At 69.5% G+C, this 14,664-nt stretch carries 11 protein-coding genes, 1 tRNA gene and 1 other RNA gene; 8 read left to right on the top strand and 5 right to left on the bottom strand.

The features are described 5' to 3' along the window. Positions 1-47 precede the first annotated feature (47 nt). Both ABD989_RS04325 and ABD989_RS04320 read left to right on the top strand, forming a co-directional pair. Complete coding sequence (locus ABD989_RS04325) at positions 48-1,100, top strand: ATP-dependent DNA ligase (protein ID WP_345312562.1); 1,053 nt, start codon at positions 48-50, stop codon at positions 1,098-1,100. A gap of 1 nt (position 1,101) precedes the next feature. Continuing rightward, the gene (locus ABD989_RS04320) at positions 1,102-2,160 is read left to right on the top strand and encodes a DNA polymerase domain-containing protein (protein ID WP_345312561.1); all 1,059 of its coding nucleotides are present in this window, start codon (positions 1,102-1,104) and stop codon (positions 2,158-2,160) included. Positions 2,161-2,164: 4 nt separating this feature from the next. Here the strand turns inward: ABD989_RS04320 and ABD989_RS04315 are convergent, their stop codons facing one another. Then, complete coding sequence (locus ABD989_RS04315) at positions 2,165-2,983, bottom strand: helix-turn-helix domain-containing protein (RefSeq protein WP_246993505.1); 819 nt, start codon at positions 2,981-2,983, stop codon at positions 2,165-2,167. Continuing rightward, positions 2,956-3,342 carry a VOC family protein gene (locus ABD989_RS04310; protein WP_345312560.1) on the bottom strand — a complete coding sequence of 129 codons (387 nt, stop codon included), beginning with the start codon at positions 3,340-3,342 and terminating at the stop codon, positions 2,956-2,958. The genes ABD989_RS04315 and ABD989_RS04310 overlap by 28 nt, the downstream gene beginning before the upstream one ends. Positions 3,343-3,482: 140 nt before the next feature. Between ABD989_RS04310 and ABD989_RS04305 the strand changes: the two genes are divergently transcribed. Then, complete coding sequence (locus ABD989_RS04305; protein WP_246993509.1) at positions 3,483-4,568, top strand: HtaA domain-containing protein; 1,086 nt, start codon at positions 3,483-3,485, stop codon at positions 4,566-4,568. Positions 4,569-4,654: 86 nt separating this feature from the next. Beyond that, the gene (locus ABD989_RS04300; RefSeq protein ID WP_345312559.1) at positions 4,655-5,869 is read left to right on the top strand and encodes an AI-2E family transporter; all 1,215 of its coding nucleotides are present in this window, start codon (positions 4,655-4,657) and stop codon (positions 5,867-5,869) included. A gap of 479 nt (positions 5,870-6,348) precedes the next feature. Here ABD989_RS04300 and ABD989_RS04295 read toward each other — a convergent pair. After that, positions 6,349-6,437: transfer RNA gene (locus tag ABD989_RS04295), tRNA-Ser, on the bottom strand. Positions 6,438-6,498: 61 nt separating this feature from the next. Between ABD989_RS04295 and ffs the strand changes: the two genes are divergently transcribed. From ffs to ABD989_RS04275, 4 genes are all read left to right on the top strand, one after another. Continuing rightward, an RNA gene (gene ffs / locus ABD989_RS04290) (signal recognition particle sRNA small type) lies at positions 6,499-6,595 on the top strand. A gap of 48 nt (positions 6,596-6,643) precedes the next feature. Then, positions 6,644-7,927 (top strand): aspartate aminotransferase type Ic, encoded by a 1,284-nt coding sequence (locus ABD989_RS04285; RefSeq protein ID WP_345312558.1) that lies wholly within the window; start codon positions 6,644-6,646, stop codon positions 7,925-7,927. A gap of 12 nt (positions 7,928-7,939) precedes the next feature. After that, a complete protein-coding gene (locus tag ABD989_RS04280; RefSeq protein WP_246993515.1) occupies positions 7,940-9,217 on the top strand; it encodes a glycosyltransferase 87 family protein in 1,278 nt (425 codons plus the stop codon). Between the two features lie 10 nt (positions 9,218-9,227). Next, positions 9,228-11,891, top strand: a complete 2,664-nt coding sequence (locus ABD989_RS04275; protein WP_345312557.1) for a DNA polymerase III subunit gamma and tau — start codon at positions 9,228-9,230, stop codon at positions 11,889-11,891. A 24-nt stretch (positions 11,892-11,915) separates the two neighbouring features. Here the strand turns inward: ABD989_RS04275 and ABD989_RS04270 are convergent, their stop codons facing one another. Beyond that, the gene (locus ABD989_RS04270; protein ID WP_345312556.1) at positions 11,916-13,181 is read right to left on the bottom strand and encodes a class I SAM-dependent methyltransferase; all 1,266 of its coding nucleotides are present in this window, start codon (positions 13,179-13,181) and stop codon (positions 11,916-11,918) included. Then, positions 13,178-14,611: an FAD-binding oxidoreductase gene (locus ABD989_RS04265; protein WP_345312555.1), complete on the bottom strand. Its 1,434-nt coding sequence runs from the start codon at positions 14,609-14,611 to the stop codon at positions 13,178-13,180. The genes ABD989_RS04270 and ABD989_RS04265 overlap by 4 nt, the downstream gene beginning before the upstream one ends. Between the last annotated feature and the right edge of the window lie 53 nt (positions 14,612-14,664).

The raw sequence follows: 14,664 nt of genomic DNA, 5'->3' as shown, positions 1-14,664 counted from the left end.
GAAGACAACGGTGCGCGGGGTCGACGCGCGGCGGTAGCGTGAACGGTGTGGACCTTCCGGTGAACCCGCCCGTCGCCCCCATGCTGGCCAAGGCGGTCGCCGCCGTGCCGACCCAGCCCGACAGCGGGCCGGAGTGGTCGTACGAGCCGAAGTGGGATGGCTTCCGCGGCTTGATCTTTCGCGACGGCGACGAGGTGGTGATCGCCTCGCGCGGCGGCAAGGACCTCGCCCGCTACTTCCCGGAAGTGGTCGAGGCGGCACGCACCGAGTTGCCCGAACGCGTGGTGGTCGACGGCGAGGTGTGCGTGCCGAAGAGCTTCGGCGGCGTGGTCCGCCTGGACTGGGACTCGCTGTCCCAGCGCATTCATCCGGCGGCCTCCCGGGTGGCGAAGCTGTCGCAGGAGACCCCGGCGATCTTCATCGGGTTCGACGCGCTCGCACTCGGCGACCGCAACCTGACCGGCGAGGGCTTCGAGGTCCGTCGGGCGGGACTGCTCGACGCCGTCGGCGGCGGCGGGCCGGGATCGACGCTGCAGGTCAGTCGCGTCACCGCCGATCCGCAGGAGGCACAGGACTGGTTCACCGCGTTCGAAGGCGCCGGCCTGGACGGCGTCGTCGCCAAGCGGCTGGCCGGACTCTACGTGCCGGGCAAGCGCGAGATGGTGAAGGTCAAGCACAAGCGCACCGCCGACTGCGTGGTCCTCGGCTACCGCGTGCACAAGAGCGGCACCGGCCTGGGTTCCATGCTGCTGGGTCTGTACGGCGACGACGGCAACGTCCGCATGGTCGGCGGATCGAGCGCCTTCTCCGACGCCAAACGTGTTGAGCTGCAACAGCTTTTCGAACCCATGCGACTCGACCCGGACGCGGTGGCGCAGGGCGAGGTGAACCGCTGGCGGTCGTCGGAGTCGGGGGAGTGGATCCCGATCCGGCCCGAGCTGGTGGTGGAGGTGGCCTACGACCAGATGGAGAAGGCGCGCTTCCGGCACACGGTGAAGTTCCTGCGGTGGCGCCCCGATCGGGACCCGGAGTCGTGCACGTACGACCAGCTCGAAGTGCCGCTCACCTACGACCTGTACGACGTCCTCGAAGGAGCCTGACATGGCCAAGCCGCCCCCGGAGATGCTCGACGTCGACGGCGTCGAGGTGAAGCTCTCGAACCCGGACAAGATCTACTTCCCCGAGCTGGGCGCGGACGGCGGCCGCAAGCGCGACCTCGTCGACTACTACCGCACGGTGGCCGTCGGCGGTCCGCTGATGACGGCGCTGCACGGCCGGCCCACCTATCTGCAGCGCTTCCCGGACGGGGTGGAGGGCGACCAGATCTACCAGAAGCACCTGACGAAATATCACCCCGAGCACGTGCAGTCCACGCTCATCGTCTTCCCGTCGCGGCGTACCGGGCAGGCGTTCTGTCCGCAGATCCCGGCCGACGCGGTGTGGGCGGCCAACCTCGGGACGGTCACCTTCCACACTTGGCCCACGATCGCGCCGGACAACGACCATCCGGACCAACTGCGCTTGGACCTGGATCCGTTCGGGGACACCGCCTTCGACGACGCGCGCCGCGTCGCGCTCGACCTGCTGCAGCCGCTGCTCGCCGAGCTCGGCATGACCGGCTTCCCGAAGACCTCGGGCAGTCGCGGTGTGCACGTCTACGTGCCGATCGAGCCGGGCTGGGACTTCATCGCCACCCGGCGCGCGGTGATCGCCCTCGCGCGGGAGCTGGAGCGTCGTGCCCCGGACCGCGTCACGAGCTCGTGGTGGAAAGAGGAACGCGGCGACCGGATCTTCATCGACTTCAACCAGAATGCGCGCGACCGCAGCATGGCGTCGCCCTATTCGGTGCGCAAGAGCCCCAACGCGCGGGTCTCCACCCCGCTGACCTGGGACGAGCTGGTGACGGCCGAACCGGACCACTTCACCATCGCCACCGTCCCCGATCTGCTGGAACGGCGCGGCGATCCGTGGTCGGAGATGACGCGGGCCCGGGTCGGGTTGGAGCCGCTGCTGGAGATGGTGGCGCGCGACGACGCCGATGGCCTCGGCGACCTGCCGTACCCGCCCAGCTACCCGAAGATGCCGGGCGAGCCGCCGCGTGTGCAGCCCAGCAAGAAGGTCGCCGAGCACTGGGACGAACAGGGCAACCGGATCGAATAGTCGGTCAAGCGGCGTCGGCGAACTCGGCGGCCCGGCGTCGCAGCAGTGCCCGCGGCGGCAGGCCGCTGTGCGCGGTGAACTCGCGGCTCAGGTGGGCCTGATCGGCGTACCCGCAGGCAGCCGCCGTCTCTGCGAGGGGAACCCCGGCCGACAGCGCGGCCAGCGCGTGGTCGAAACGGAACAGCCGTGCCGCCGCCTTGATACCGAGGCCATACTCGGCGTGGAACGACGCCGTCAGTTTGCGCGCCGACCAGCCGGATTCCTCGACGAGCTGCGCCACGGTCACCCGGCCGCGGGTGGCCGCGAGCCGGGCCCAGACGTGTTCGGCGTCCGGATCGACGGGGACGTCCGGGTGCGGGCCGGACAGTGCGTCCGCCAGCAGAGCGACGGTGACCCGGCGCTGCGCGACAGCCGAGTCGTCGTCGACCGCGTCGGAGGGGAGGTCGGCCAGCGCACCGAGGCCGTCGTGCAAGCGGCGGGCCAGTCCGGGCCGGAGCGCCTCGAGTGGCAGATTCGCCGAGTACACGTCCCCGGCGCGGACGCCGAGCAGGGCGCGGACCGCGTGCGGTGGCAGGGCCAACTGCACCCCGACCTGGCTGCCGTCGTGATGGATCACCACCGGTCGCGGATGCATGCCGCCGACGGCCACGTCGAACGTGCGCGGCGCCTCGGTGTCGGTGCTCAAGGTCAGGCCGCGGCCCAAGTCGACGATGAGGGTGACGGTGGGGGACGGCAGCCCCAGGTGGGTGCCCGGGGCCGCGCCGAGGATCCGGTACGGCGTGATCGTCGTACCGCTCAGCCGGCGTAGGTGCCGAAGCTCCATGCGTTGCCCTCGGGGTCGGTGACGGTGAATCCTCGTGATCCATAGTCCTCGTCTTTGAGGTCTCGGACCAGGGGTGCGCCGAGTTCGCGGGCCGCGGCGTAGACGGCATCCGGGTCGGACACCACCACGTAGACATTGCCGCTGCCCGCTACCGACGGAAAGTCGGGCGCCGCAGAGTGGATCATGACGCGCCCGCCCTCGGGCCAGCGCATCTCCGAGTGCTGCACCTGGCGATCGCCGTCGCCCTCCACCAGGATCCCCGGTTCGAAGCCGAGGCGGGTGAGCCAGGCGCGGGCGGCGAGCGGGTCGTCGTAGGCGAGTCCGGGCCAGATGTTGCGGTCGAGTGCTGTGGTGTCCATGTCTCGAGTCTGCTCCGCGGGCGGGTAGTGGGTATTGAACGAATCGGCACGATCCGATGCTTCTGACGGTGACCGAGATCTCGGTGTGGTGGGCCTTAGGTCCCTGTTTGGCGGGGAGAAAGGTCGGTTAGGCTCAGCTAATGAAGTTCGTTCGTTCTGCGCTCATCAGTCTGCTCGCGATGTGCACCGCTCTGGCCGGTCTCGTGTGGGCATCGCCCGCGCAGGCGGCGCCGTCGGCCGCCATCGATGTCTATCTCGCCGACGGCGTCACCCCGGTGGGCCAGACGCAGCTGCACCCCGGCGACACCGTCGTGGTCAAGGGGCGCGGCTACGACCCGAACGCCAACACCACCGGCGGCCTCCCGGTCCCGGTGCCGCCCGGCGTCCCGCACGGCACCTTCGTCACCTTCGGGTCGTTCGACCAGAACTGGCGCCCGTCGAAGGGGGCGCCCGAGTCGGCGCGCACCACGGACCGCACGCAGACCAAGTGGGCCATCTCCGACGCTGCGCTGAACCAGGTGCCCAATGTGCCCTTCGATATGCGCCGCACGGTGCGCGTGGGCTCGGTGCCGCTGCACCGCGACGGCACCTTCACCGCGAAGATCAAGCTCACCACCCCCAAGGATGCACCGGCCGACGGGCGCTGGGGCATTTACACCTTCGGCGGCGCCGACGCGGTGAACGCGGCGCAGGAGCGTTTCGTCCCGATCAACTACTCCACCGAGCCGGGCCCGAACACGCCGCAGCCCGCGGTGAAGAACCTGGTGTGGGCGTACTCGCCGAACTTCTACTCCACCTTCGTCGAGTCCACGCAGGGCGCGGTGGCCGGTAGCAACGGCGCGGCCGCGGCCAAGGACGGCACGCTGTCGTACGAGCTTGAGTCCAACACCGTGCGCAACGGCAAGGGTGAACTCCGCTACCGCGGCACCGTCGTCGCCTACACGAAGTTCCACCTGTACGAGATCGCGCTGGTGGACCCGATCATCCGGGTCGACGGCACCAAGGCCGTGCTCAGCATGAAAACGTCGACCACTGATCAGAACGGCGTCGACGTGCTGCGTCGCGTCGACATCGCGGATCTGACGCTGACGCGCGCCCAGCTCGCTCGCCTCGCCGACAGCCAGGACGTCGTCGGTATTCCGGCGGCCTTCCGCGGCGGCATCACCCCGACGCTGCTCGCCGGACTGTCGCTGGGGGCCGCATCGCCGGTCAGCATCCTGTTCTGACCCGCTGAGCGCCGATTCGTGCCGCCCCGATACCGCTCCGCGGTGTCGGGGCGGTCTCGTCGGCGCAGGTGGATAAGCTCGGCATCGTGACCACTGAGCCCGAATCTCCGCCGCCGTCGATCGGCCTTCGCGACGCGGACGACGCCAAGGTGACGCCCGCGGTCCGGGCGGCCGCCGCCTGGACCTGGCGCCTGCTGCTGATCGGTGTCGGCGTGGTGGTCTTGGGCTGGCTGTTCAAGCGCTACGAGGACGTCACCTTCCCGATCACTCTGGCGCTGCTGTTCACCGCCATGCTGCGCCCGCTGGTCGAGTGGTCGGTGCGCAAGGGCGTGCCCCGGCTGGTGGCGGTGCTCGGCTGGGTGCTGCTGACCCTGCTCGCGGTCCTCGGGCTGCTGGCGTTCGTGGTGCAGCAAGCCGTTTCCGGCGGGCCCGAACTGGTCTCCGAGTTCACCAGCACGGTCGACGATGTGCGGAACTGGCTGCTCGACAGCCCGCTGCACTTCGACGACGCCCGGCTCAGCGCACTGGCCGGAGAAATGGTGCACTGGGCGCAGTCGCACGAGAGCAGCCTCGCGGTCAGTGCGGTCAGCACCCTCGAGTTCGTGGGCCGGATCGGCACCGGCGTGCTGCTGACCATCTTCCTGCTGATCTTCTTCCTGTACGACGGCCCTCGTATCTGGGGCTACGTCACCCGGCTGGTCCCGTCGGCCAACCGCGACCACGTGCGCGGCGCCACGGCCGCCGGCTTCACGACGCTGGAGTCGTACGTCCGCGCCACCGTCATCGTCGCGGCCGTCGACGCCGTGATCATCGGCATCGCGCTCGCGATTCTGAAGGTGCCGCTCGTCCTCCCACTGGTGGCGGTGATCTTCCTCGGTGCGTTCATCCCGATCGTCGGCTCGTTTGCCGCGGGCACCCTGGCCGTGCTCGTCGCGCTGACCACGCAGGGCTGGCTCAACGCGCTGATCGTGCTGGGCATCCTGGTGTTCGTGATGGCCTTCGAGGGGCACATCCTGCAGCCGTTCGTGCTCGGGCACTCGGTCCGCCTGCACCCGGTCGCGATCATCCTCGCCATCGGCATGGGCCTGATGCTGGCCGGCATCATCGGCGGCCTACTGGCCGTCCCGTTCGTGGCCTTCCTCGACACCGCGCTGCGGTGGCGCCCGGGCAAGACCGAGTACGACGAACCGCGCAAGGACAGCCGCCTCACCGCCTGGGTGCGCCGCGTGATCCTCCGCGGCTGGCGCTCGCCGTCGACCGTCCCCCCGACCCCCGAACCCCCCGCTCCCACCCCCGCCTAACCCCGCAGCTCGGCGCGCGTGTCGCGACCCTATTTGCGGGTCGCACGCGGAGCGAGGCGGGATTAGGGTCGCGACGTGCGAGTTCGCCGTCGAGTGCAACATGCCCCACAGTCCATCGGGCGTGTCGCGACCCTGTTTACGGGTCGCGCGCGGGGCTCGGGGAGCGAGGCGAGAGCAGGGTCGCGACTTGGCTGGGAAGGGGCTTGGGGGACGTGCCGGGTGGGGTTTTTGGGGGCGACGGGGTGCGGCTGAGGGGGTGAGGCGAGGGGCGGAGGATAGGGGACTCCGTCGCTTCGCTCCTCCTCGAATCGCTCTGCCCGTAGATGCAGATTGCCCCCACCCTCATTCTTCGGGCGGGGGCAATCTGCATGGCGGAGGATAGGGGAACCGTCGCTGCGCTCCTCCCGAATCCGCTCTGTTCGATGCGCAAAAACACGTTGGCCCCCCACCTTCGTTCCTCAGGTGGGGGCCAACGTGTTTGGCGGAGGATAGGGGATTCGAACCCCTGAGGGCTATTAACCCAACCCGCGTTCCAGGCGAGCGCCATAGGCCACTAGGCGAATCCTCCAGCGGTGATGATCGTAACGGGTGGCCGGGTATGAACTCAAAACGAGGCCCGCTACACTGGTCCACGGATCCCGCGCGGCGTGCATCCTGTGAACTCCCCCAGGGCCGGAAGGCAGCAAGGGTCAACGGGCTCTCTCGGGTGCGCGGGGTCCGCTTACTTTTTTAGCGGACACACACTCTGCCTGGTTTTTTTGAAGGGTTCCGGCGTTGAACTTCCACTCGATGAGTGCCGACCAGCTTCGCGACACCCAGGCCGACCTGCAGAAGCGCTACGAGGCGCTCTGTGCCGCCGGACTGTCGCTGAATCTCACTCGCGGTAAGCCCGCCCCCGATCAGCTCGACCTCTCCGAAGAGCTCCTCGCGCTGCCCGGCGTCGGCAACCACACCAGCCCCGACGGCACCGACTGCCGTAACTACGGCGGTGTGGCCGGTCTGCCCGCGCTGCGCGAGATCTTCGGCGAACTGCTCGGCACCGGCGCCGACCGGATTGTCGCCCAGAACAACGCCAGCCTGCAGATCATGCACGACCTCACCGTCTTCGCCCTGCTCGGCGGCACCCCCGACTCCGAGCATCCGTGGTCCAAGCACGACAGCCCGATCAAGTTCCTCTGCCCGGCGCCCGGCTACGACCGCCACTTCGCGATCACCGAGCAGTACGGCATCGAGATGATCACCGTCCCGATGAACCCGGACGGTCCCGACGTCGAGGCCTGCGCCGAACTGGTGGCCGACGACCCGTCGATCAAGGGCATGTGGGTGGTCCCCACCTACTCCAACCCGACCGGCTACTCGGTGAGCGAGGAGGTGGCGCGCGCGCTTGTCGCCATGCCGACCGCCGCCCCCGACTTCCGGATCTACTGGGACAACGCGTACGCGGTGCACACGCTGGTCGAGGAGACGCCGACGCCGCTCCCGATCCTCGACCTCGCCGCCGAAGCCGGACACCCCAACCGCGTGTACGTCTTCGGTTCCACCAGCAAGATCACCTTCGCCGGCGGCGGCGTCGCCTTCTTCGGCTCGTCGCCGGAGAACCTCGACTGGTACACCGGCCACGCGTCGATCGCCACGATCGGTCCCGACAAGCTCAACCAGCTCCGTCACCTGCAGTTCTTCGGCGACGCCGACGGGGTGCGCGCCCACATGGCCCGCCATCGCGCACTGATCGCGCCCAAGTTCGAACTGGTCCTGCAGATCCTCGAAGACCGCCTCGGCGCGTCGAAGATCGCGCACTGGACCGAGCCCGAGGGCGGCTACTTCATCAGCCTCGATGTGATCGACGGCACCGCCGCGCGTACCGTGTCGCTCGCCAAGCAGGCCGGCATCGCGCTGACCGGCGCCGGCGCCACCTTCCCGTACAAGAACGACCCGCACGATCGGAACATCCGGCTGGCCCCGACCTTCCCGCCGATCGACGAACTCGCCACCGCAATGGACGGTGTCGCGACGTGCGCGCTCCTGGCAGCGACGGAGAAGCTGCTCGACCTCGCCTGATCGGGTGACGGAGTGAAACTCGAACGGTCGACGCCGCTGCTGATCGTCTTCGGCGTCCTCGCAGCGCTCGCCGTGTGGGCGCAGCACACGATCATCCCGCTGACGCAGCCGCACTGGGGGCTGTTCGACTACCAATTCGACCTCGACGTCTACCGCGCCGGTGCGCAGGCGGTGCTCGACGGCGACGACCTCTACCGGGTCAAACTGCTCGGCCAGATGGACTTCACCTACGCGCCGATCTCCATCCCGTTCTTCATTCCGCTCGCGCTGCTGTCCACCGGATTCGCGCACGTGCTGTGGAGCGTCGGCGTCCTGGTGGCCCTCTACGGCGTGATCATCCTGGGCTTCCGCAGCCTGGGCCACCAGGTCACGTGGCGTCTGCATCTGATCGCGATCTTCCTCGTCGTCATCTCGACGCTGCTGGAACCGATCCGCACCACCATCTGGTTCGGCCAGATCAACGTCTTCCTCCTGCTCCTGATCCTGTGGGATCTGCTCCGCGGGCCCGACTCCGTGCTGCGCGGCGCCGGCACCGGCCTCGCGGCCGGCATCAAACTGACGCCGCTGCTGTTCGCGGTCTACTTGGTGGCGATCCGCCAGTGGCGGGCCGCGGCGACCCTGGTCGGCGCGTTCGCGGCCACCATCGTCGTCGGGTTCGCGATCATGCCGCGTGCCTCCTGGGCCTACTGGACCGACACGCTCTTCGACTCCGATCGCGTGGCGTCCCCGCAGACCGCGGGCAATCAGTCCATCCGCGGCGCGCTGGCCAATCTGGGCCACACCGATCACCCGAGCACGCTCGCGTGGCTGGCGCTGTCGGCCGTCGTGGCGCTCCTCGGCCTCGGCGCCGCCGTGCTCGCCCACCGGCACGGTTCGGAACTGCTGGCGCTGTCACTGGTCGGCATGACCTCCTGCGCGGTCTCCCCGGTCTCCTGGGGGCACCACTGGGTGTGGCTGCTGCCGCTGCTGATCGTGGCGATCCACCTGGTCCTCACGCTCCCCGGCGTTCTGGGCCGCGGTCTGGTGGCCGCCGCCGCGGGCGGCGGTTTCGCGATCTCGATCGCCTGGCGCCATCACCTGGACCATCCGATCTGGTATGTGAATCGGGCGGTCGACGAGGCCTACCTGACCGGCATGTTCTTCAAGGGTGTCGGCCACTGGTACCGGTTCTTCACCGTGCAGCCCTACAACGTGATTCTGGTGGTCACCGCGGTGGCCGTGATCGTCGTCTACGGCTTCGGTGTGGGCCGATCGACGCCGCCCGCAGACGCTGTCACCGGTCGCCGGTAGGGTTGCTCGCGTGGCTCTCTATCGCACCTACCGACCCGCGACATTCGCCGAGGTCGTCGGCCAGGAGCACGTCACCGATCCGTTGAGTCGTGCCCTCGACAGCGGCCGCATCAACCACGCCTACCTCTTCTCCGGCCCGCGCGGCTGCGGCAAGACGTCGTCGGCGCGTATCCTGGCCCGCTCGCTCAACTGCGAGCAGGGACCGACCTCGACGCCGTGTGGACAGTGCGCGTCGTGTGTGGCACTGGGACCGGGCGGTCCGGGCAACCTCGACGTGGTGGAGCTCGACGCGGCCAGCCACGGCGGCGTCGACGACACCCGCGAACTGCGTGATCGTGCCTTCTACGCGCCCGCCGAATCGCGCTACCGCGTCTTCATCATCGACGAGGCGCACATGGTCTCGTCGGCCGGCTTCAACGCGCTGTTGAAGATCGTCGAAGAGCCGCCCGAGCACCTCATCTTCATCTTCGCGACCACCGAGCCGGAGAAGGTCCTCACCACCATCCGCTCGCGTACGCACCACTACCCGTTCCGGCTGCTCGCGCCGCCGGTGATGCGCGGCCTGCTCGAGAGCATCTGCTCCCGCGAGGGCGCCGTGGTGGCACCCGAGGTGTTCCCGCTGGTCATTCGGGCCGGTGGTGGATCCCCGCGTGACTCGCTGTCGATCCTGGACCAGCTGCTCGCCGGCGCCGGACCGGACGGCGTCACCTACGACCGCGCCCTCAGCCTCCTCGGCGTGACCGACGTGGCGCTGATCGACGGCGCCGTGGATGCACTCGCCGCCGGCGACGGCTCGGCACTGTTCGGCGTGGTGGAACGCGTGGTGGATGCCGGACACGACCCCCGTCGCTTCGCGATCGACCTCCTCGACCGCTTCCGCGACCTCCTGCTGTTGCAGGCGGTGCCCGACGCCGCCGAACGCGGACTCGTCGAAGCGCCCGCCGACCAGGTCACGCGGATGCGTTCGGTCACCGAGTTCCTCGGCATGGCCACGCTCACCCGGTACGCCGAAGTGGCCCACGCGGCCCTCGGCGAGATGCGCGGCACCACCTCGCCGCGCCTGCTCCTCGAAGTGATGTGCGCCCGCCTGCTGCTCCCCGCGGCCAGCGCCGACGACGCCGCGCTGCTGCAGCGACTGGAGACCCTGGAACGACGACCCGCCGCCGCCGGTGCGGCCGCCGTCGCCGCGCCCGCGGCGAGTGGTGCGGCCCCGCTCGCGCCCGGACCGCCGCCGCCCGCGGCGGACGAGCCGCCGTCGCGCTTCGTCCGACCGTCCCAGCGACGCGCCGAAGCCGCGGTCGACGCGGCACCGGCCGCTCCATCGGTGGAAGGGGCGCCCGATGCGCCGAGAGTCGACGTGGTTCCAGCAGCTGCACCGTCGCCTACTGTTTCGCCTGATCCGGTGGCACCTGTGGCGCCGACCCCTGCGCCATCACCTGCGGCACCGTCGATGGAAGATGCGCATGTCGCGCCTGCTCCTGCGGTCGCACCTGGTCCGCCGGTACCTCCGGTGGCTGAGTCCCCGACCCCTGAACCGGCTGCCGACGAATCGCTGGCCGGTGCGCCCGCGACCGGCGAAGCGACCTCGGCCGCGACCCCGACCGCTGCGCGGGTAGACCCTGCCGCGAACGAGCACGCCGAGTCCCCGGTACCCGCCGAATCGGCGCCGGAGCCGACTCCGCGGCCGCTCCGCGAGCCCGCACCCGAGCCTCGCCGCGAACCGGTACTCGAACCGACGCAGGAACTCCGCCGCGAGACCGCGCCGGAGCCGGAGCCGCAACGAGCGCCGGAGCCGGAACTGCGCCGTGAACCCGCACCGGAATCCCGGCCCGAGCCGACGCCGGAGCCGGAATCCCGCCGGGCACCCGCGCCGGAGCCGGAGCCGTACTCCGAGTCGTACGCCTCGCCGGACCCCTACGACGACATCCCGCCGCCGGAGGAGCCCGACTACGACGCTCCGCCCCAAGGCGTGGTGCTGCCGCGCCGCACCGCACCGAGCCGGACCGTCGAGCGGCCCGTCGCACCGACGCCCGCGCCTGCGCCCACGCCGGAACCCGAGCCCGAACCCGAGCCGGAGCCGGAACCCGCGCTGACCGTGCAATCGGTGTCGGCGCGCTGGAACGACATCCGGGCGGCCGTGCGCGAACGCCCCGCGGGCAAGGTTCTGGAGCCGATGCTCTCGGCGGCGACCGTGCAGGCCGTCGGCGACGGCACCGTGGTGCTGGGCCACAACAACCCGCCGCTGGTGGGCCGACTGTCCGACCCCGCTCGCCTGCAGATGTTCGGCGAGATCTTCGCCGAACTCTTCGGCGGCACCTGGGCGGTCCAGGTGATTCATGCGACCGGTCCGGCACCGGCGGCGCAGTCGTCGCGTGCGGCTGCACCGGCGGCTCCGAAGCGGCAGACCTTCGTCCGGCCCAGTCAGCCCGCGCAGGCGGGCGGGCGGGGCGGCGCCGATCACGACGGTCCGCCGCCGCCGGAGGCTCCGCCCGAGCCCGAGGAACCGCGACCGGCCGAGCCGGTGCCGGACGAAGAACTCACCGACGCCGAGCGCGACGAGATGGTCGCGCACGCCCGTCACAGTGCACCCGACGAGCGACTGGACCCCGATCAGGTGGCCCTGGAGATCCTCAAGTCCGAGCTGGGCGCCCGCCCCGTCGACAACGGCAGCTGACCGCCACCGTCGCCGGCGTCTCGATCAGGGCGTCCACCACGGGCGCAGCGGTGTGTTCGGGCGGTGGTCGTCGGTCTTGACGGCGAGCACGTGGTGCAGTTCCACCATCTCCATCTCGAAACCCATCCGGCAGCCGGCCATGTACAGGCCCCACTGGCGGGCCGTGCCTTCGCCCACTTCAGCGACGGCGGCGTCCCAGTTCTCCATCAGGTTCTTGTTCCAGTCGCGCAGCGTCATGGCGTAGTGCTCGCGGAAGTTCTCCTCGTGGAGCACTTCCAGGCCGCCGATGTCCTGCGCCGCGGTGATGATGGTGCCCACCCCGGTCAGCTCGCCGTCCGGGAACACGTAGCGGTCGATGAACGGACGCGCTTTGCTGCGCGCACTGTTGACCGGCCGCGTGATGCAGTGGTTGAGCAGCAGCCCGCCCGGACGCAGTTTGTCGCGCATGAACTCGAAGTACGGCGGGTAGTTGGCGACGCCGATGTGCTCGGTCAGACCGATCGAGCTGACCGCGTCGAAGCCGCCCTCCACCACGTCCCGGTAGTCGCTGTGGCGCACCTCCGCGAACTCGCCCAGACCCTGATCGACGATGCTCTGCTGCGCCCACTTGGCCTGCTCCACCGACAGGGTGACGCCCAAGGCGTGCACGCCGCGTCGTGCGGCGTACCGCACCATGCCACCCCATCCGCAGCCGATGTCGAGGAGCCGATCGCCGGGCTGGAGCGCCAGCTTCTCGAAGATCAGCCGGTACTTGTTCTCCTGCGCCTCCTCGAGGGTGGCGTCGCGGTCGCCGTAGACCGCGCACGTGTAGGTCATGGCCGGGCCGAGCACCATCTCGTAGAAATCGTTGGAGACGTCGTAGTGGTAACCGATGGCGTCGGCGTCCCGCCCGCGGCTGTGGCGCAGCCCTTCGGCGATGCGGCGCCACCGTGGCAACGCCTCCTGCTGCGGCGGCGGGATGAGCTTGAAATGCTCCCGGCCCAACGACTTCGCGATCGCAGCCAGCTGCACCGCACTCGGCTTGCTGAACTTCAGGTCGCCGGCCAGCGCCTGCAACGCCCCGTAGGGGTCGCCGGGGTGACTGCCGATGAGGGCGAGGTCGCCCGACACGTAGGCGCGGGCCAGACCGAGCTCGCCGGGCGCGGTCACCAGGTAGGTGGTACCTCGCGGGGTCAGCAGGTCGAGGCCGTACTCCGCGTCCTCCGGTCCCGCGCTGGAACCGTCGTAGGCGGTGAACCGGATCGCCAAATCCTTGCCGAGGAGAGTGGAGAAGATCTGTGCCAGGTTCATGCGCGCTTCACTGCTTTCTCGTAGAGACTCAGCAGCCGTGCGCGGGGATCGTACTTGTCCTTGAGCGTTCGGTAGGCCGTTGAGCCGTACAGTCGATCGAACTCCTCCTCCGGGTAGAACGACTCAGAGTAGAGAGATTTGTGGCCGCCCAACTCGCTGACCTTGAGCTCGATGCGGCGGTTGGCGTATCCGGGCTCGCCGGGCGTCACCGGCACACCCGACCAGAATCCGACGTTGGTGTAGGCGTGCCCCCGTTGCAGCGGGTACAGCGACCACGGCTGGTCCGGATCGGTGACGGCCTCTGCGGCCGGCGCCTCGTCGTCGAAGGCCAGCTTCAACGGGCACAGCCACACCGGCTCGATCGGGATCTCGTCGAGGAACCAGTTGATGAAGTCGGCGGTGCGTTCGATGGGGACTTCGATGTCCTGCACCACGCGTTCGCTGGGCGGCTCGCCCTTGCGTGCGTTGAGCTTGTCGCCGATGTTCCAGCGGTGGTCGTAGCCGATGAGCTTCCAGTAGAAGCTCGAGCGCAGGTAGCGCTTGGGCCAGAACCGGCGGATCCGCGGGTTCTGGGCGCCGAACGCGCGCGAGCACCAGAACCAGTCGGTGTCCCAGCGCCAGAGGTAGTCGCTGATGGTGAGACGGTCCCGTTTGGGCTCGTCGACGTCGTCGTGCTGGATGGACCGGTAGAAGATCTGGTCGTCGGTGTAGTCGCTCACCGGTCCGGGTTCGTCGGTCTGCCGCCCCAGCACCAGGTAACACTCGTCCCGGGCGAAGACGACGCCGTCGAGGTAGTCGACACGTTCGCCGCGGTAGTCGTGCGAGTCGACGATGGTGATCATCGCGGCCTGCAGGTCCTCGATCGACCGGAATCGCACGTGCCGCAGTTCCACGTAGGGCGGGACCGGTTCCAGGTCGATTTCCAGGCGCACCGAATAGCCGAGGGTGCCGTACGAGTTGGGGAAGCCGTAGAACAGGTCGGCATGTTCGTTGTCCGGCCGTGCGACGACGAGATCGCCTGTGGCACTGAGGATTTCCATCTCGCGCACCGACTCGTGGGGGAGTCCGTTGCGGAACGACGTGCTCTCGATGCCCAGGCCGGTCACCGCGCCGCCGAGGGTGATGGTCTTGAGCTGCGGAACCACCTTCGGGGCCAGCCCGTACGGCAGCGTCGCGGCCACCAGATCCTCGTAGGTGGTCATCCCGGCCACCTGCGCCGTGCGGGTGACGGGATCCACCGAGATCACGCGCTGCAAGCCGGAGACGTCGAGGCCGGGCGCCGAGGTCTCGGCGCGTTTGCGGAACAGGTTCGACGTCTTCTTCGCCAGGCGGACGCCCGCCCCGTCCGGGATCGCGCGGTAGCTCGTCAGCAGGCGTTTCACTCCCCGGTCGAATGCCGCAGTGCCGTACTCGAGTCGCGCAGAAGTCACCCGACCACCGTAGCGCGCGGCTCGGTACCCTGGAGTCGACCCGGTACTAATCG

Origin of the sequence: Gordonia alkaliphila (assembly GCF_039542465.1) — a bacterium.
GTDB classification, from domain to species: Bacteria; Actinomycetota; Actinomycetes; order Mycobacteriales; family Mycobacteriaceae; genus Gordonia; species Gordonia alkaliphila.
This window is presented reverse-complemented; position numbering and strand designations above follow the sequence as displayed.